Origin of the sequence: Streptomyces abikoensis, assembly GCF_014648775.1 — a bacterium.
GTDB classification, from domain to species: domain Bacteria; phylum Actinomycetota; class Actinomycetes; order Streptomycetales; family Streptomycetaceae; genus Streptomyces; species Streptomyces abikoensis.
In genome coordinates, this window is the sequence record NZ_BMRT01000007.1 from 345,868 (window position 1) to 363,314 (window position 17,447).

The window sequence follows — 17,447 nt, forward strand, 5'->3', positions numbered from 1 at the left end:
GCCGCGACACCCCGAGGGGCATCGCGGCCGTGGCGAGAGGACTCACGCCTCCCGGGGCGGGAGGGCGTCCATCGCGCGCTGGGTGACCTCGGCGACCTTGCCGAGGGCCGAGATCGTGACCACCAGGCCCTGGGCCTTGTAGTAGTCGATGATCGGCTCGGTCTCGCTGTGGTAGACCTCGAGGCGCTTGCGGACCGTGTCCTCGGAGTCGTCCTCACGCTGGTACAGCTCGCCGCCGCAGACGTCGCAGACGCCCTCCGCGGCCGGCGGGTTGTAGATCACGTGGAAGATGTGGCTGCTGTCCTTGCGGCACATCCGGCGGCCGGCGATGCGCTTGACCACCTCGTCCTCCGGGACCTCCAGGTCCAGGACGGCGTCGAGCTTCAGCCCGTCCGCCTTGAGGATGGTGTCCAGCGCCTCCGCCTGGGCGAGGTTGCGCGGGAAGCCGTCGAGCAGGAAGCCCTCGGCGGCGTCCTCCTGCTCCATGCGGTCCTTGGCCATCCCGATGGTGACCTCGTCCGGCACGAGCTGGCCGGCGCGCATGTACTCCTGGGCCTTCTGGCCGAGCGGCGTGCCCTGGCTGATGTTCGCCCGGAAGAGGTCGCCCGTCGAGATGTGCGGGATGGCGAGATTCTTGGCGAGGTACGCGGCCTGCGTACCCTTGCCGGCGCCGGGCGGCCCGACGAGGACGATTCGCATCAGCGGAGGAACCCTTCGTAGTTGCGCTGCTGAAGCTGGCTCTCGATCTGCTTCACAGTCTCCAGACCGACACCCACGATGATCAGGATGCTGGTTCCGCCGAACGGGAAGTTCTGATTCGCGTTGAGTGTGACCAGTGCCACGGTCGGCACGAGCGCGATCAGACCCAGGTACAGCGACCCCGGCCACGTGATGCGGTTCAGCACATAGCTCAGGTACTCCGCGGTGGGACGGCCAGCCCGGATCCCCGGGATGAAACCACCATACTTCTTCATATTGTCGGCAACTTCTTCGGGGTTGAAGGAGATGGCGACGTAGAAGAAGGCGAAGAACACGATCAGCAGGAAGTACGTGACCATGTAAACAGGGTGGTCACCCTTGACCAGGTTGGCCTGGACCCACTGTGCCCAGTCCGCCTTGGAGCCGGTGAACTGCACCAGCAGCGCCGGGATGTAGAGCAGCGACGAGGCGAAGATGACGGGAATCACACCCGCCTGGTTCACCTTCAGCGGGATGTAGGTGGACGTACCGCCGTAGGAACGGCGGCCGATCATGCGCTTCGCGTACTGGACCGGAATGCGGCGCTGAGCCTGCTCGACGAAGACCACGAGCGCGACCATCGCGAGACCGCACAGGATCACCAGGCTGAACTCCAGCCAGCCACCGAGCAGCTTGCCCTGCATCTTGATGGCCCACAGCGCGCCCGGGAAGCCGGCGGCGATGGACGTGAACATCAGGATGGACATGCCGTTGCCGATGCCGCGGTCGGTGATCAGCTCACCGAGCCACATGATCAGCGAGGTGCCGGCGGTCATGGTGATGACCATGACGACCGTGGTGAAGATGGACTGGTTGGGGACGATCTGGTTCCCCACGGTGCAGTTGCCGAAGAGCGCGCCGCTGCGGGCCGTGGCCACCAGGCCGGTGCCCTGGAGCACGGCGAGCGCGACGGTCAGATAACGCGTGTACTGCGTGATCTTGGTCTGGCCGGACTGGCCCTCCTTCTTGAGGGCTTCGAGTCGCGGAATGACCACGGTGAGCAGTTGGAGGATGATACTGGCCGTGATGTACGGCATGATCCCGAGCGCGAAGATCGTGATCTGCAGCAGCGCACCACCGCTGAACATGTTCACGAGGCCGAAAAGGCCCTGCCCACTCTTGGCCTGGTCCATACACGTCTGGACATTGCGGTAGTCGACCCCCGGGACGGGGATGTGGGCCCCCAGCCGGAAGAGGACCATGATGCCCAGCGTGAAGAGCAGCTTCTTGCGCAGGTCGGGCGTCTTGAACGCCCGGGCGAACGCGGTGAGCACGGTGCCTCCTGCGCCCCTCACGTGGCTGCGTGAGAGGTGACGGTCTTGAGGTTCGACGAATACGTAGAGTCAGCCAAAATCCGCGCGGGCAGAGTCCGCGCGGAAGTTAACAGTGCACGCCACCTTACCGGCGACCATGCCCCCCTTGGAACGACCAACCGGGGATGCCCCTATTGGGACATCCCCGGTTGTCAGATCAACGAACTCAGATGAGCTCGGTGACGGTGCCGCCGGCGGCGGCGATCTTCTCCTGGGCGGAGGCGGAGACGGCGTCGACCGTCACCTGCAGCGCCACGGAGATCTCGCCCTGGCCAAGGACCTTGACGAGCTCGTTCTTGCGAACAGCGCCCTTGGCGACCAGGTCGGCCACCGTGACCTCGCCACCCTGCGGGTAGAGCGCGGCCAGCTTGTCCAGGTTCACGACCTGGAACTGCTTGTGGGCGGGGTTCTTGAAGCCCTTCAGCTTCGGGAGACGCATGTGGAGGGGCATCTGCCCACCCTCGAAGCGCTCCGGAACCTGGTAACGGGCCTTCGTACCCTTGGTACCGCGACCAGCCGTCTTACCCTTCGACGCCTCACCACGACCGACACGGGTCTTGGCGGTCTTGGCGCCCGGGGCGGGACGGAGGTTGTGGACCTTCAGCGGGTTCTGCTCCGCCATGTCAGTCGACCTCCTCGACCGTCACGAGGTGGCGGACGGTGTGCACCATGCCGCGGATCTCGGGGCGGTCCTCCTTGACAACCACGTCGTTCAGGCGCTTGAGCCCGAGCGAACGCAGGGTGTCGCGGTGGTTCTGCTTGCTGCCGATGTAGGACTTGACCTGCGTGACCTTGAGGCGAGCCATTACGCACCCGCCCCTGCACGCGCCCGCAGCAGAGCGGCGGGAGCGACGTCCTCGAGCGGCAGACCACGACGGGCGGCGATCTCCTCGGGACGGGACAGTCCCTTGAGGGCCTCCACCGTGGCGTGCACGATGTTGATCGGGTTCGAAGAACCGAGCGACTTCGACAGGATGTCGTGGATGCCGGCGCACTCGAGCACCGCACGCACCGGACCACCGGCGATAACACCGGTACCCGGGGTGGCGGGCTTGAGCAGGACGACACCGGCCGCCTTCTCGCCCTGGATCGGGTGAGGGATGGTGCCCGCGATACGGGGGACCCGGAAGAAGTTCTTCTTGGCCTCTTCCACGCCCTTGGCGATGGCAGCCGGAACTTCCTTGGCCTTGCCGTAACCGACACCGACGGTGCCCTCGCCGTCGCCCACCACGACCAGCGCGGTGAAGCTGAAGCGGCGACCACCCTTGACAACCTTGGCGACGCGGTTGATCGCGACTACGCGCTCAACGTACGCGGTCTTCTCGGCGGCAGCGCCACCGTCACGGCCCTTCCGGTCCCGCCGCTCGCCGCCACCGGCACCGCTTCCGCGGCGCTGGGGTCCAGCCATTGGAATTACCTCTCTCTGTTACGTCCGCTAGCTCCGGAACCGGGGCTTAGAACTTCAGCCCGGCTTCGCGGGCGGCGTCCGCCAGAGCGGCGATGCGCCCGGCGTACTGGTTGCCACCGCGGTCGAACACGACGGCCTCGACACCGGCGGCCTTGGCACGCTCGGCAACCAGGGCGCCGACCTTCTTGGCCTGGGCGCTCTTGTCGCCCTCGCCACCGCGGATCGACGCGTCCAGGTGCGACGCCGACGCCAGGGTGTGACCCTTGATGTCGTCGATGACCTGGGCGGTGATGCCACGGTTGGAACGCGTCACGACCAGGCGCGGGCGCTCCGCCGTACCCGACAGGGTCTTGCGGATGCGGATGTGGCGGCGCAGCTTCGCAGCGCGCTTGTAGGCGTCGCCCTTGGCGATCTTCACACCGTATGCCATGGCTTACTTACCCGCCTTTCCGACCTTGCGGCGGATGACTTCGCCCTCGTACTTGACGCCCTTGGCCTTGTACGGGTCGGGCTTCCGCAGCTTGCGGATCTTCGCGGCGACCTCGCCGACCTTCTGCTTGTCGATGCCCTCGACCGAGAACTTGGTCGGGGACTCCACCTTGAAGGTGATGCCCTCGGGGGCCTCGATCAGCACCGGGTGGCTGTAGCCAAGGGAGAACTCCAGGTTGGAGCCCTTGGCGACGACGCGGTAACCGACACCGCTGATCTCGAGCTTCTTCACGTAGCCCTGGGTCACGCCGGTGATCATGTTCGCCACCAGCGTGCGGGACAGGCCGTGAAGGGCCTTGTTCTGACGCTCGTCGTTGGGACGGTTCACCGAGAGGGTGCCGTCCTCGCCCTTGACGATCTCGATGGGCGCGGACAGAGCGATGTTCAGGGTGCCCTTGGGACCCTTCACCTGCACGTCACGGCCATCGATGGTGACGTCCACACCAGCGGGAACCTGGATGGGCAGCTTGCCAATACGCGACATTAGCTATTCCTCCGTTCCCGATTACCAGACGTAGGCGAGGACTTCCCCACCCACGCCCTTCTTGCTGGCCTGCTGGCCGGTCAGGAGACCGTGGGACGTGGAGATGATCGCCACGCCCAGGCCGCCGAGGACCTTCGGCAGGTTGGTGGACTTTGCGTAGACCCGGAGGCCCGGCTTCGAGATCCGCTTGATGCCCGCGATGGAGCGCTCACGGTTCGGACCGAACTTCAGGTCGATGACGAGGGACTTGCCGACCTCGGCGTCCTCGACCTTCCAGCCGGAGATGTAGCCCTCCTGCTGCAGGATCTCGGCGATGTGCGCCTTGATCTTGCTGTGGGGCATGGCCACGGTGTCGTGGTAAGCCGAGTTCGCGTTCCGCAGACGGGTCAGCATGTCTGCGATCGGATCGGTCATGGTCATGTTTGGCCTTCGGCCTCTCTCGCCGGGGTTTCCTATCTGCGCCATCCCTCTCCCCGAACTGGTGTCGGGACGGGTGCGGCGCGGGGACCTACGGCGTAGTAAGACGGTCATGGGCGGCGGGCGCCCAACCCTTCAACTCTACGGGAGTGAAGGGCTGGGCCCCACCGTCCTTGATGCTTACCGAGAGCCCTGGTCAACCCAAGTGGGTTGTTACCAGGAGCTCTTGGTCACGCCCGGCAGCTCGCCACGGTGAGCCATCTCACGAAGGCACACGCGGCAGAGGCCGAACTTGCGGTACACGGAGTGCGGGCGGCCGCAGCGGTTGCAGCGCGTGTACGCGCGAACCGCGAACTTGGGCTTGCGCGCGGCCTTCGCGATCAGAGACTTCTTCGCCATCTCGGTCACGCCTCCTTGAAGGGGAAGCCGAGGTGACGAAGGAGGGCGCGGCCCTCGTCGTCGTTGGTCGCCGTGGTCACCACGGTGATGTCCATACCCCGGACGCGGTCGATCTTGTCCTGGTCGATCTCGTGGAACATGACCTGCTCCGTGAGACCGAAGGTGTAGTTGCCCCGACCGTCGAACTGCTTCGGGGACAGACCACGGAAGTCGCGGATGCGCGGGAGCGCGAGCGACAGGGTGCGGTCCAGGAACTCCCACATGCGGTCGCCACGGAGGGTGACGTGGGCACCGATCGGCTGGCCCTCGCGCAGCTTGAACTGCGCGATGGACTTGCGAGCCTTGGTGACGGCCGGCTTCTGGCCGGTGATCGTGGTGAGGTCGCGGATGGCGCCCTCGATCAGCTTGGAGTCGCGGGCGGCGTCGCCCACACCCATGTTGACCACGATCTTGGTGAGGCCGGGAACCTGCATGACGTTCTCGTACGAGAACTCCTCACGCAGCTTGCCCGAGATCTCCTCACGGTACTTCGTCTTGAGACGCGGAGTGGTAGCCATCAGATGTCCTCACCCGTCCGCTTGGCAACGCGGATCTTGTTGCCGTTCTCATCGAAGCGGTAGCCGACGCGCGTGACGACCTTCTTGCCGTCCTTCTCCACGACGAGCTGAACGTTGCTCACGTGGATCGGGGCCTCGGTGATCACGATGCCACCGGCCTGGTTCTGCGCGGCCTTGGTGTGCTTCTTGACCCGGTTGACACCCTCGACGAGGACGCGGTTCTCGCGGGGCATGGCCACGATGACCTTGCCCTGCTTGCCCTTGTCCTTACCGGTGATGACCTGGACCAGGTCGCCCTTCTTGATCTTCATCGGTTACAGCACCTCCGGCGCGAGCGAGACGATCTTCATGAACTTCTTCTCGCGCAGCTCTCGGCCCACGGGGCCGAAGATACGGGTGCCGCGGGGGTCACCGTCGTTCTTGAGAACGACAGCGGCGTTCTCGTCGAAACGGATGTACGAGCCATCCGGACGGCGGCGCTCCTTGACGGTGCGAACGATGACGGCCTTGACGACGTCACCCTTCTTCACGTTGCCACCGGGGATCGCGTCCTTGACGGTGGCGACGATGACGTCACCGATGCCCGCGTAGCGGCGACCCGAGCCACCGAGAACACGGATGCAAAGGATCTCCTTGGCACCAGTGTTGTCGGCGACCCGAAGTCGCGACTCCTGCTGGATCACGTCTATCTCCTGATCGTCTGCCGGTTCCCGGCGGGGGCCTCACCGAGGTGGGGCCCCACGCCGAGCCTGGCGGAACTTATCTGAGGGGAAACCCCCTCAGAAATTACTTGGCCTTCTCGAGGATCTCGACGACGCGCCAGCGCTTGGTCGCCGACAGCGGACGCGTCTCCATCAGGAGGACGCGGTCGCCGACGCCGGCAGCGTTCTGCTCGTCGTGCGCCTTGAGCTTGTTCGTACGGCGGATGACCTTGCCGTACAGCGCGTGCTTGACACGGTCCTCGACGGCGACGACGACGGTCTTGTCCATCTTGTCGCTGACGACGAGACCCTCACGGGTCTTGCGGAAACCGCGCTCGTTCGTCTCAGTCACATTCTTCTCGCTCATCAGGCGCTCTCCACCGTCTCGATGCCCAGCTCACGCTCGCGCATCAGGGTGTAGATCCGGGCGATGTCCTTACGGACGGACTTGAGCCGACCGTGGTTCTCGAGCTGCCCCGTGGCCGCCTGGAAGCGGAGGTTGAACAGCTCTTCCTTGGCCTCACGGAGCTTCGCGACGAGGTCCTCGTCGTTGAGCTCGCGCAGCTCGGTCGCCTTGATACCAGCGGCCATCACGACTCACCTGCCTCGCGCCGAACAATGCGGCACTTCATCGGAAGCTTGTGGGCGGCGCGGGTCAGCGCCTCACGAGCGACCTTTTCGTTCGGGAAGGACAGCTCGAACATCACCCGACCGGGCTTGACGTTCGCGATCCACCACTCCGGAGAACCCTTACCGGAACCCATGCGGGTCTCGGCCGGCTTCTTCGTCAGCGGACGGTCCGGGTAGATGTTGATCCAGACCTTGCCGCCACGCTTGATGTGACGGGTCATGGCGATACGAGCGGACTCGATCTGCCGGTTCGTCACGTAGGCCGGGGTCAGGGCCTGAATGCCGTACTCACCGAAGGCGAGCTCGGTGCCACCCTTGGCCATGCCGTTCCGCTTGGGGTGGTGCTGCTTGCGGTGCTTGACCCTGCGAGGGATCAGCATGTCGGTCAGGCCTCCGTTCCGGTGGACTCAGCCGGAGCAGCGGCGACCTCGGCCTTGGGGGCCTCGGTGCTCTGCTGCGGCTTGCGGCCGCGGCCGCCACGCTCGCCACCACGGCCACCACGGGCCGGGCGGTCGCCGGCGCCACGGGACGGGCGGTTGCCCGCACGCGCGGCGGCGTTCTCGGCGCGGACCTCGGCGATGTTCTTGACGTCGCCCTTGTAGATCCAGACCTTCACGCCGATGCGGCCGAAGGTGGTCTTGGCCTCGAAGAAGCCGTAGTCGACGTTCGCGCGGAGCGTGTGCAGGGGCACACGGCCCTCGCGGTAGAACTCCGAGCGGGACATCTCGGCGCCGCCGAGACGGCCACCGCACTGGATCTTGATGCCCTTGGCGCCGGCCTTCATCGTCGACTGCATGCTCTTGCGCATGGCGCGACGGAAGGAGACGCGGGAGGACAGCTGCTCGGCGACGGCCTGGGCCACCAGCTGAGCGTCGACCTCGGGGTTCTTGACCTCGAGGATGTTCAGCTGGACCTGCTTGCCGGTCAGCTTCTCCAGCTCGCCACGGATGCGGTCGGCCTCGGCGCCGCGGCGGCCGATGACGATGCCCGGGCGGGCGGTGTGGATGTCAACGCGGACGCGGTCGCGGGTGCGCTCGATCTCAACCTTCGAGATACCGGCGCGCTCCATGCCCTTCGTCATCATGCGACGAATGGCGACGTCTTCCTTGACGTAGTCCTTGTACAGCTTGTCGGCGTACCAGCGGGACTTGAAGTCCGTGGTGATGCCGAGCCGGAACCCGTGCGGGTTAACCTTCTGGCCCATTACCGGGTTCCTTCCTTGCTGCTGACGACCACGGTGATGTGGCTGGTCCGCTTGCGGATCCGGTAGGCACGGCCCTGGGCGCGCGGACGGAACCGCTTCAGGGTCGGGCCCTCGTCCACGAACGCCTCGCTGATGTACAGCGACGAAGCGTCCGTGTGGTCGTAGTTGTGCGCGGCGTTGGCAATGGCGCTGTCCAGCACCTTGCCCACCGGCACGCTCGCGGCCTGCGGGGCGAAACGCAGGACCGCCTGAGCCTCCGTGGCGTCCATGCCACGGATGAGGTCCACCACGCGGCGGGCCTTCATGGGCGTGACGCGGATGTACCGCGCCTGGGCCCTGGCTTCCATGGTTGTCCCTTCGGTGTCAGTCATAGTCGTTCACACCCCGCCTTTAGCGGCGCTTCGACTTGCGGTCGTCCTTGACGTGGCCGCGGAAGGTGCGGGTCGGCGAGAACTCGCCGAGCTTGTGGCCGACCATCGACTCGGTGACGAACACCGGGACGTGCGTCTTGCCGTTGTGCACCGCGAGCGTGTGGCCGAGCATGGCCGGCACGATCATGGAGCGACGGGACCAGGTCTTGATGACGTTCTTGGTACCGGCTTCGTTCTGTACGTCCACCTTCTTCATGAGGTGGCCGTCGACGAAGGGTCCCTTCTTGAGACTACGCGGCATCTAAACCCGCTCCTAGCGCTTCTTGTTCGTCTTGCGGCGGCGGACGATGTACTTGTTGCTCGCCTTCTTGGGAGAACGAGTACGACCCTCCTTCTGACCCCACGGGGAGACCGGGTGGCGACCACCGGAGGTCTTGCCCTCACCACCACCGTGCGGGTGGTCGACCGGGTTCATCGCGACACCGCGGACGGTCGGGCGAACGCCCTTCCAGCGCATGCGGCCGGCCTTGCCCCAGTTGATGTTCGACTGCTCGGCGTTGCCGACCTCGCCGACAGTGGCGCGGCAGCGGACGTCGACCAGGCGGATCTCACCGGACGGCATACGAAGGTGGGCCATGGTGCCCTCCTTCGCCAGCAGCTGCACGGAGGAACCGGCGGAGCGGGCGATCTTCGCACCGCCACCGGGACGCAGCTCGATGGCGTGGATGGTCGTACCGACCGGGATGTTGCGCAGCGGCAGGTTGTTGCCCGGCTTGATGTCGGCCCCGGGGCCGTTCTCGATCCGGTCACCCTGGCCGAGGCCGCGGGGAGCGATGATGTAGCGCTTCTCGCCGTCCACGTAGTGGAGCAGCGCGATGCGCGCGGTGCGGTTCGGGTCGTACTCGATGTGAGCGACCTTGGCCGGCACGCCGTCCTTGTCGTGACGACGGAAGTCGATCACACGGTAGGCGCGCTTGTGGCCACCGCCCTGGTGGCGAACGGTCACACGACCGGCGTTGTTACGGCCGCCCTTGCTGTGCAGCGGGCGGACCAGCGACTTCTCCGGCGTGGACCGCGTGATCTCGACAAAGTCGGCGACGCTGGAGCCACGACGGCCCGGGGTCGTCGGCTTGTACTTGCGGATACCCATTTCTCAGTCCTCGTCCGATTCCGGACGACTCGGACTCCGTTAGGAGACCGGGCCGCCGAAGATGTCGATACGGTCGCCCTCGGCGAGGGTCACGATGGCGCGCTTGGTGTTGGCGCGCTTGCCGAAACCGGTCTTGGTGCGCTTGCGCTTACCCTGACGGTTGATCGTGTTGACCCCGGTGACCTTGACCGAGAAGACCGCCTCGACGGCCTGCTTGATCTGGGTCTTGTTGGCGCGCGGGTCGACGATGAACGTGTACTTGTTCTCGTCCAGCAGCGCGTAGCTCTTCTCGGAGACAACCGGCTTGACCAGGAGGTCGCGCGGGTCCGAGAACGTCTTGCTGGTGACGACGGCCTCAGTCATCAGGCCTCGCTCCCTTCGGTCTCAACGGCCTTGGGGCCAGACACGAAGGACTCGAAGGCGGCCTGGGTGAAGACCACGTCGTCGGAGACGAGCACGTCGTACGTGTTCAGCTGGCCCGGCTCCAGGATGTGAACCTGGGGCAGGTTGCGGGCGGACAGCCACGCGGCCTCGTCGGAGCGCTCGGCGACCAGGAGCAGGTTCTTGCGCTCCGAGACCTTGCCGAACAGGACCTTGGCGGCCTTGGTGGAGGCAGTGCCCTCGACCACGCCGGAGACGACGTGGATGCGGGAGTGGCGCGCCCGGTCGGAGAGGGCGCCACGCAGGGCGGCGGCCTTCATCTTCTTGGGGGTGCGCTGCGAGTAGTCGCGCGGCACGGGACCGTGCACGACGCCACCACCGGCGAACTGCGGCGCGCGGGTCGAACCCTGACGGGCGCGACCGGTGCCCTTCTGGCGGTAAGGCTTCTTGCCACCACCACGGACCTCGCCGCGAGTCTTGGTCTTGTGCGTGCCCTGACGGGCAGCGGCCAGCTGCGCGACGACGACCTGGTGGATCAGCGGAACGCTGACCTTGGCGTCGAAGATCTCCGCGGGGAGCTCGACGGTCCCGGCCTTGTCGCCCGCCGGCGAAAGGATGTCAATGGTGCTCATCGGTTACCTCAGGCCCCCTTGGCCGCGGTACGGACCAGGACGAGGCCGCCGTTCGGACCAGGAACCGCGCCCTTGATGAGGAGCAGGCCCTTCTCCGCGTCAACGGCGTGGACGGTCAGGTTCTGGGTGGTGACCCGCTCGTTGCCCATGCGGCCCGCCATACGGAGGCCCTTGAACACGCGGCCCGGGGTGGCGCAGCCACCGATCGAACCGGGGGAGCGGTGCTTGCGCTGGGTGCCGTGACCGGCGCCGAGGCCCTTGAAGTTGTGACGCTTCATGACACCGGCGAAGCCCTTGCCCTTGCTCTTGCCCGTGACGTCAACCTTGACGCCGGACTCGAACACGGCAGCGGTGATCTCCTGGCCGAGCGTGTACTCGCTGGCGTCAGCGGTACGCAGCTCCACCAGGTGGCGGCGCGGGGTGACGTCGGCCTTGGCGAAGTGACCCTTGAGGGGCTTGTTCACCTTGCGCGGGTCGATCTCGCCGAAGGCGATCTGGACCGACTCGTAGCCGTCGATGTCGTTGGTGCGGACCTGGGTAACGACGCAGGGCCCGGCCTTGACGACGGTCACCGGGACGACACGGTTGTTCTCGTCCCAGACCTGGGTCATGCCGAGCTTCTCGCCCAGGACGCCCTTAATGTTCTTAGCCATCTCGCGCGTCACCTCAGAGCTTGATCTCGATGTCGACGCCCGCCGGCAGGTCGAGACGCATCAGCGAGTCAACCGTCTTCGGCGTGGGGTCGAGGATGTCGATGAGGCGCTTGTGCGTGCGCATCTCGAAGTGCTCGCGCGAGTCCTTGTACTTGTGCGGCGACTTGATGACGCAGTACACGTTCTTCTCAGTGGGCAGCGGCACCGGGCCCGCGACCGACGCACCAGTGCGGGTCACCGTCTCGACGATCTTCTTCGCCGAGGAGTCGATGACCTCGTGGTCGTAGGCCTTGAGCCGGATGCGGATCTTCTGTCCCGCCATGGCTACTTCGTAGTCCTGTCTCTCGTAACGCTCTGGGACTCGGTCGGCTGCCTCCGGAGGCCTTCCGGACGCTGCCCTTCCTCACTCCACCTCCGACCCACGCGGTCGGGCGTGTCGCGCCCCTTCCAGCAAAATCCCCAAAGGGGATTCCCTGCTCAAGGGGTTTGTGGGGGAAGAACACCCACCGAGCGCCTGGTCGGTACCCCGCTGACACTTCCCGGAAGATTCCCGTACTTCCGCCCCTCATAAGGGACGACGAGTACTGCGGGACTCGCTTCCAGTCCTCCCGGCGGGAGGCGCGCAGCATCGGCACTCAACCGAGCAACCTGAACAGTGTGCCATACGGTCGCGAAGAGGCGCCAATCGAAGCTGAAGACGGTACCCCGAGCGGCGCACTTGTCAAACCACCCCGCCGACATACGGGACACTATGGTCGCGAAACGCCCGGGCCGTCCGCCGAGCGGGCCCGGTGTCGCCCGGCGGGGTGCTTTGTCGGGCCCCGGGCAACCTCCCGGGAGCCCCGGCCGTCCCCTATCACGTATCACGCCGGGGTACGGCCGGGACGGCGCGCTGGACGACGGGACGGAGTCATCTAGTTGAACATCTCACAGCGCAAGGGGCTCACACGGCGATCCGTACTCACCGGTATCGCCGTGGCCACCGCGGCCGCGGCCACCGGGTGCGGCGACGGCGGCGCCGGATCCAGCCGGGTCGCCCCCTCCCCCGACGCCCTCCAGTCCACGGGCTCCGGCGGCGCGGGATCGTTCGTCGGCGGCGGGGACGCGCTGCTCCTCCAGGTCATGGCCCACCCCGACGACGACCTGTACTTCATGAACCCCGACGCCCGGCACATGGTCGAGGCGGGCGCCCCCGTGGTCTCGGTCTACGTGACCGCCGGCGAGTCCGTGGGGCAGAACTGGATCGAGGGCATGCCCAAGCGCAGGCCCGACAAGGCGGCCTACTCCTCGGCCCGCCACCAGGGCCTGCGCCAGGCCTACGCCGAGCTCCTGGGCCGGGACAAATTCACTCCTTGGAAGAAGTCCGTCATGGACCTTCCGGGTGGTTGCCGCGCCGAGGTCAACGAGCTCGGAGAGGGCCGCCGCACGGTCCGGCTGATCTTCCTCAACATCGCCATGTTCTCCGCCGGCGAGACCCGGCTCCCCCTGCTGTGGGACCGGCCGTACGCGGTGATGCAGACCCTGGTGGCCACCGGCTCCCCCTGCGGCTCCGTCTCCACCTACCACCACCAGACCCTGGTGGACGCGCTGGTCGCGATCATGGAGAAGTACCGGCCCACCGTCGTCCACACCATGGACCCCGACCCCGACTACCAGGTCCACGACGCCACCCACCCCAAGGACAACGACTACGGGGCGTGCTCGGACCACCGCGACCACACCCCCACCGCGCTCTTCACCTGGAAGGCGCTGAGCCAGTGGGTCTCCCGGCACACCCGGCGCGAGGGCCACCCGCCGCGCTTCACCACCCTCGCCTTCCGCGGCTACTACAACCAGCGCTGGCCCTACAACCTCCCGTCCGAGATCGTGGACGAGAAGTACCGCCTCGTCGCCGCCTACGGCGGCGACCCCGGCTGGGCCTGCCGGAACCCGGGCGGCTGCGGCGACTACGGCCAGGGCGGCGAGCGCCCCCTGCAGAACCGCAAGGGCTGGATCCGCTCCACCCACTACCGCTACCCGGGCCCCGCCGCCGTCGCCGACAGCGACCGCTCGGGCCGCCTGGAGGCGTACGGCGTCCTCGGCCTCCAGGCCGTGCGCTGGCAGGAGACCTCCCCCGGCAGCGGCCGCTGGGGCGCCCCCGTCGGCCTCGGCGGCGGCCCGCTGGCGCCCGCCGTCGCCTCGGTCAAGGACGCCAGGGGACACCGGCTGCTGTTCGCCCTGCGCTTCTCCTCCCTGGAGGGCCAGGGCCGGGGCAACAGCCGCGAGATCACCGTCCTGGAGCAGCACAGTCCCGGCGGCGCCTTCAAGGCCTGGAAGAGCCTCGGCAACCCCGAGCACAAGGCCGAGCGCGGCCGCCGCGTCGGTGTGCCCGCCGCCGTCGCCACCCCGGACGGCCGGGTCCACCTCTTCGTCCGCAACGCCGGCAAGGGCCTCTCCAGCCGGGTGCGCGAGCCCGACGGCAGCTGGGGCAAGTGGCAGAGCCTCCACGGCCAGGAGATCCAGGAGGGCCTCTCCGCCGCCCTGGACGGGCAGGGCCGCGTCCACGTCTTCGGCATCGGCCGGGACACCGTCCACCACTGGAGCCAGGACGCCCCCGGCAAGCCCGTCCACGTCATGCCGCTGCACGGCCTGCCCGGCCCCGGCGGCAACCAGATGGGCGCCGCCATCGGCGCGGACGGCGGACTGACCGTCGTCTACCGCACCCCGACCGCCGCCGAGCCCGTCGGCTACAGCCTGGGCCGGGACGGCAACGGCGCCGACCGGACCGGCGGCTCCGGGCTGCGCTCCTTCACCGGCTACGGCCCGCTCGCCGCCTGCACCCTCCCCCGCCGGGGCGGCCGGGACTCCCTGATGGTGCTGGGCCGCTCCCTGAGCGGCGAGATACAGCTCGCGGACGCCGAGGCCGGTGACGGACCCGTCCGCGCGCCCCGGGGCATCACCGCCGTGGGTGCCTCCGGGCTCCTCACCGACTCCGGCCACCGGGTGTGCGCCGTGGGCCTCGGCCCCGACGCCACCCCCTGGGTCTGGCGCCCGGCCCCCGGCTCGGGCGTCTGACCCCTCCCGTACGCGTGGCCGAGGAGACCGCCCTCACGGGTCTCCCGGGCCCCGCTCACGTTCAACCGGCGCGAGAAGGGGCAGAGGCAAGGGGTGCGCATTCACTTCACCGGGGTCGACCTGGGCCGCGTACGCCTGGACGCCGAGCCCGACCTGCTGTGGGAGACGCTGCTGGCCGCCCACATGGTCCAGACGGGACAGGGCCCGCTGATCTTCGACGGCTGGCGCGAGCAGGTCCGGGGCCGGCTCAGCGATCCGATGCGGCGCGTCCTCGCCCTGGCCCCGCCCCGCGGCTACTCCCCCGACTTCCTCACCCCGCCCGAGGCCACCGAGGGCCTCGCCACCGGCCTCGACGCCATGCTCTCCCTGCCCCGGACGACACTCCGCCGCGATCTGGAGCTGCTCGCCCCCGACCGCCGCGACCTCCCCTTCGTCCGCCACCTCGCCGAGGGCCGGACCGAGGCCCTCAAGGCCCTGGGCCAGGGCCTCACGGCCTTCCACGACACGGCCGTGCGACCGTATCTGGCCAAGATGCGGGAGCACATCGCCGCCGACCGGGCCACCCGCTCCCAGGCCCTCCTGCGCAGCGGAGTCGAACAACTGCTCTCCAGCATCCATCCACAGGTGCGCTGGAGCCCACCGGTACTGGAGGTACTCGTACCGGGCACGGGCGAGGACGTCCATCTCGAAGGGCGCGGGCTTCGGCTCGTGCCCTCCTTCTTTTGCTGGCGCGCCCCCACCGTGCTCCGCGATCCGGAGCTGCCGCCCGTGCTCGTCTACCCGATCGTCCACGACCCCGCCTGGCTCGCCGACCTCCGGGGCGGGCGGCGCGAGGGCGCCGAGCCACCGCTGGCCGCCCTGCTGGGCCACACCCGGGCCGAGGTGCTGGAGGCCACCGCGCGCGGCTGCACCACCAGCGAGCTGGCCCGCCGGGTGGGGATCGCCATGGCCACCGCCAGCCACCACGCCACCGTGCTGCGCGAATCCGGGCTGATCACCACCCACCGCACGGGCGGCAGGGCCTATCACACCCTCAGCGTCCTGGGCCGGGACCTGCTCAACGGCAACCGCCTCGTCCTCCCCGGTGCCGGGAGGTAGCCGCCTACCGTAGATCCATGCAGCAGCCAATAACGCCCCCCGCGGGTCGCCGGCTCCTCGCCGTCAGCGACCTGCACACCGGCATGGCCGACAACGTGGCCATCGCCGAGTCACTGCGCCCCACCACCGACGAGGACTGGCTGATCGTGGCCGGTGACGTCGCCGAACGCTTCGACGACGTCGAACGCACCCTCAAGCTCCTGGCCCGCAACTTCCCCAAGGTCATCTGGTCCCCCGGCAACCACGAGCTGTGGACGCCGACGGGCGACCCGGTCGAGCTGCGCGGCGAGGCCCGCTACGCGCACCTGGTCGAGCTCTGCCGGAGCCTGGGCATCACCACGCCCGAGGACCCCTGGCCCGTCTGGGAGGGCGAGGGCGGCCCGGTGGCGGTGGCCCCGTTGTTCACGCTCTACGACTACAGCTTCCGCACGCCCACGGCCGCCACCAAGGCGGAGTCCCTGGCCCAGGCCCACGAGGCGGGCATCGTGTGCACGGACGAGTACCTGCTGCACCCCGAGCCCCACCGGGGCATCGACGACTGGTGCCGGGCCCGGGTCGCGGCCACCGAGGCCCGGCTGGCCGCCCACGACCCGGAGCTGCCGCTGGTGCTGGTCAACCACTGGCCGCTGGACCGCCGGCCCACGGACGTCCTCACCTATCCGGAGTTCGCCCAGTGGTGCGGCACGGAGCTCACGGCGGGCTGGCACACCCGCTTCAACGTCGCCGCGGTGGTCTACGGCCACCTCCACATCCCCCGGACCACCTGGTACGAGGGGGTGCGCTTCGAGGAGGTCTCCATCGGCTACCCCCGCGAATGGCGGCGCCGGGGCCACCCCAAGGGCCTGCTGCGGCAGATCCTGCCGTACTCGGCCGCTTGAGAACGGCCCTTGAGCATGCAAGAGGGCCCGCACACCTCGCGGTGTGCGGGCCCTCTTGTCGACCGTCAGGTCAGACCGTCAAGCAAGCGAACTTACTTGTTGATCTTGGTGACCTGGCCGGCGCCGACGGTGCGGCCGCCCTCACGGATGGTGAAGCGCAGGCCCTCCTCCATGGCGACGGGCTGGATCAGGGACACGGTCATCTCGGCGTTGTCGCCGGGCATGACCATCTCCGTGCCCTCCTTGAGGGTCACAACACCGGTCACGTCAGTCGTACGGAAGTAGAACTGCGGACGGTAGTTGTTGAAGAACGGGGTGTGACGGCCACCCTCGTCCTTCGACAGGATGTAGGCCGTGGCCTCGAACTCGGTGTGCGGGGTGACCGAACCCGGCTTGATGATGCACTGGCCGCGCTCGACGTCCTCGCGCTTGATGCCGCGGAGCAGCAGACCGACGTTCTCACCGGCCTGGCCCTCGTCGAGCAGCTTGCGGAACATCTCGATACCGGTGACCGTGGTGGTGGTCTTCTCGGTCTTGATGCCGATGATGTCGACGGTCTCGTTGACCTTGAGGACACCACGCTCGATACGACCGGTGACGACGGTGCCACGACCGGTGATCGTGAAGACGTCCTCGATCGGCATCAGGAACGGCTTGTCGACGTCACGCTCGGGCTGCGGGATGTTCTCGTCGACAGCCTTCATCAGGCCGAGGAGCTTCTCGCCCCACTCCTTGTCGCCCTCCAGCGCCTTCAGCGCGGAGACGCGGACGACCGGAGCGTCGTCGCCGTTGAACTCGTACTCGTTGAGGAGCTCACGGACCTCGAGCTCGACGAGCTCCAGGATCTCCTCGTCGTCCACCATGTCGGCCTTGTTCAGGGCGACGACGAT

Annotated in this window: 27 protein-coding genes; 3 read left to right on the top strand and 24 right to left on the bottom strand. The window is 67.8% G+C overall.

Annotated features, from left to right (window positions below; genetic code table 11):
• Positions 1-42: 42 nt before the first annotated feature.
• The 23 genes from IE096_RS23175 to rpsJ form a co-directional block, all read right to left on the bottom strand.
• Complete coding sequence (locus IE096_RS23175; protein ID WP_189454750.1) at positions 43-699, bottom strand: adenylate kinase; 657 nt, start codon at positions 697-699, stop codon at positions 43-45.
• Entirely contained in the window at positions 699-2,012 is a 1,314-nt protein-coding gene (gene secY, locus IE096_RS23180) for a preprotein translocase subunit SecY (RefSeq protein WP_189454752.1), read from the bottom strand. The genes IE096_RS23175 and secY overlap by 1 nt, the downstream gene beginning before the upstream one ends.
• Positions 2,013-2,217: 205 nt before the next feature.
• Positions 2,218-2,673: a 50S ribosomal protein L15 gene (gene rplO / locus IE096_RS23185; protein ID WP_189454756.1), complete on the bottom strand. Its 456-nt coding sequence runs from the start codon at positions 2,671-2,673 to the stop codon at positions 2,218-2,220.
• Between the two features lies 1 nt (position 2,674).
• Complete coding sequence (rpmD, locus tag IE096_RS23190) at positions 2,675-2,857, bottom strand: 50S ribosomal protein L30 (protein WP_018558884.1); 183 nt, start codon at positions 2,855-2,857, stop codon at positions 2,675-2,677.
• Positions 2,857-3,459, bottom strand: a complete 603-nt coding sequence (rpsE, locus tag IE096_RS23195; protein ID WP_189454758.1) for a 30S ribosomal protein S5 — start codon at positions 3,457-3,459, stop codon at positions 2,857-2,859. Before rpsE ends, rpmD begins: the two co-directional genes overlap by 1 nt.
• Before the next feature lie 46 nt (positions 3,460-3,505).
• Entirely contained in the window at positions 3,506-3,889 is a 384-nt protein-coding gene (gene rplR / locus IE096_RS23200) for a 50S ribosomal protein L18 (RefSeq protein WP_126914682.1), read from the bottom strand.
• Between the two features lie 3 nt (positions 3,890-3,892).
• Positions 3,893-4,432, bottom strand: a complete 540-nt coding sequence (gene rplF / locus IE096_RS23205) for a 50S ribosomal protein L6 (RefSeq protein ID WP_189454760.1) — start codon at positions 4,430-4,432, stop codon at positions 3,893-3,895.
• A gap of 21 nt (positions 4,433-4,453) precedes the next feature.
• Complete coding sequence (rpsH, locus tag IE096_RS23210; protein WP_189454761.1) at positions 4,454-4,852, bottom strand: 30S ribosomal protein S8; 399 nt, start codon at positions 4,850-4,852, stop codon at positions 4,454-4,456.
• 210 nt (positions 4,853-5,062) lie between these two features.
• Complete coding sequence (locus tag IE096_RS23215; RefSeq protein ID WP_071964550.1) at positions 5,063-5,248, bottom strand: type Z 30S ribosomal protein S14; 186 nt, start codon at positions 5,246-5,248, stop codon at positions 5,063-5,065.
• Positions 5,249-5,253: 5 nt separating this feature from the next.
• The gene (rplE, locus tag IE096_RS23220; protein WP_126914685.1) at positions 5,254-5,805 is read right to left on the bottom strand and encodes a 50S ribosomal protein L5; all 552 of its coding nucleotides are present in this window, start codon (positions 5,803-5,805) and stop codon (positions 5,254-5,256) included.
• A complete protein-coding gene (rplX, locus tag IE096_RS23225) occupies positions 5,805-6,116 on the bottom strand; it encodes a 50S ribosomal protein L24 (RefSeq protein ID WP_126914686.1) in 312 nt (103 codons plus the stop codon). The genes rplE and rplX overlap by 1 nt, the downstream gene beginning before the upstream one ends.
• Positions 6,117-6,119: 3 nt before the next feature.
• The gene (gene rplN, locus IE096_RS23230; RefSeq protein ID WP_099199421.1) at positions 6,120-6,488 is read right to left on the bottom strand and encodes a 50S ribosomal protein L14; all 369 of its coding nucleotides are present in this window, start codon (positions 6,486-6,488) and stop codon (positions 6,120-6,122) included.
• Between the two features lie 103 nt (positions 6,489-6,591).
• A complete protein-coding gene (gene rpsQ, locus IE096_RS23235; RefSeq protein ID WP_019888756.1) occupies positions 6,592-6,873 on the bottom strand; it encodes a 30S ribosomal protein S17 in 282 nt (93 codons plus the stop codon).
• On the bottom strand, positions 6,873-7,097 hold the full coding sequence (gene rpmC / locus IE096_RS23240; protein WP_030368408.1) for a 50S ribosomal protein L29: 225 nt from the start codon (positions 7,095-7,097) through the stop codon (positions 6,873-6,875). Before rpmC ends, rpsQ begins: the two co-directional genes overlap by 1 nt.
• On the bottom strand, positions 7,097-7,516 hold the full coding sequence (gene rplP / locus IE096_RS23245; protein ID WP_106677952.1) for a 50S ribosomal protein L16: 420 nt from the start codon (positions 7,514-7,516) through the stop codon (positions 7,097-7,099). Before rplP ends, rpmC begins: the two co-directional genes overlap by 1 nt.
• Positions 7,517-7,521: 5 nt before the next feature.
• On the bottom strand, positions 7,522-8,340 hold the full coding sequence (gene rpsC, locus IE096_RS23250; RefSeq protein ID WP_189454763.1) for a 30S ribosomal protein S3: 819 nt from the start codon (positions 8,338-8,340) through the stop codon (positions 7,522-7,524).
• Positions 8,340-8,687 carry a 50S ribosomal protein L22 gene (gene rplV, locus IE096_RS23255; protein WP_031012097.1) on the bottom strand — a complete coding sequence of 116 codons (348 nt, stop codon included), beginning with the start codon at positions 8,685-8,687 and terminating at the stop codon, positions 8,340-8,342. The genes rpsC and rplV overlap by 1 nt, the downstream gene beginning before the upstream one ends.
• A gap of 43 nt (positions 8,688-8,730) precedes the next feature.
• Complete coding sequence (gene rpsS / locus IE096_RS23260; RefSeq protein WP_126914687.1) at positions 8,731-9,012, bottom strand: 30S ribosomal protein S19; 282 nt, start codon at positions 9,010-9,012, stop codon at positions 8,731-8,733.
• 12 nt (positions 9,013-9,024) lie between these two features.
• Positions 9,025-9,861: a 50S ribosomal protein L2 gene (rplB, locus tag IE096_RS23265; RefSeq protein ID WP_004950440.1), complete on the bottom strand. Its 837-nt coding sequence runs from the start codon at positions 9,859-9,861 to the stop codon at positions 9,025-9,027.
• 39 nt (positions 9,862-9,900) lie between these two features.
• Positions 9,901-10,224, bottom strand: coding sequence for a 50S ribosomal protein L23 (gene rplW, locus IE096_RS23270; RefSeq protein ID WP_058046827.1), 324 nt, complete (start codon positions 10,222-10,224; stop codon positions 9,901-9,903).
• Entirely contained in the window at positions 10,224-10,874 is a 651-nt protein-coding gene (gene rplD, locus IE096_RS23275) for a 50S ribosomal protein L4 (protein ID WP_126914688.1), read from the bottom strand. Before rplD ends, rplW begins: the two co-directional genes overlap by 1 nt.
• 8 nt (positions 10,875-10,882) lie before the next feature.
• On the bottom strand, positions 10,883-11,527 hold the full coding sequence (gene rplC / locus IE096_RS23280) for a 50S ribosomal protein L3 (protein ID WP_058942728.1): 645 nt from the start codon (positions 11,525-11,527) through the stop codon (positions 10,883-10,885).
• A gap of 13 nt (positions 11,528-11,540) precedes the next feature.
• Positions 11,541-11,849, bottom strand: a complete 309-nt coding sequence (gene rpsJ, locus IE096_RS23285) for a 30S ribosomal protein S10 (protein ID WP_003948644.1) — start codon at positions 11,847-11,849, stop codon at positions 11,541-11,543.
• A gap of 596 nt (positions 11,850-12,445) precedes the next feature.
• On the opposite strand from rpsJ, the gene IE096_RS23290 reads away from it, so the two are divergent.
• From IE096_RS23290 to IE096_RS23300, 3 genes are all read left to right on the top strand, one after another.
• Entirely contained in the window at positions 12,446-14,581 is a 2,136-nt protein-coding gene (locus tag IE096_RS23290; protein ID WP_229820531.1) for a PIG-L family deacetylase, read from the top strand.
• A 93-nt stretch (positions 14,582-14,674) separates the two neighbouring features.
• Complete coding sequence (locus tag IE096_RS23295) at positions 14,675-15,679, top strand: ArsR/SmtB family transcription factor (protein WP_229820532.1); 1,005 nt, start codon at positions 14,675-14,677, stop codon at positions 15,677-15,679.
• Positions 15,680-15,696: 17 nt separating this feature from the next.
• Positions 15,697-16,557 carry a metallophosphoesterase family protein gene (locus IE096_RS23300; protein WP_189454765.1) on the top strand — a complete coding sequence of 287 codons (861 nt, stop codon included), beginning with the start codon at positions 15,697-15,699 and terminating at the stop codon, positions 16,555-16,557.
• 92 nt (positions 16,558-16,649) lie between these two features.
• On the opposite strand, the gene IE096_RS23305 is transcribed toward IE096_RS23300, so the two are convergent.
• Positions 16,650-17,447: elongation factor Tu (locus tag IE096_RS23305; RefSeq protein WP_189454767.1), on the bottom strand; the 798-nt coding region annotated here is incomplete at its 5' end.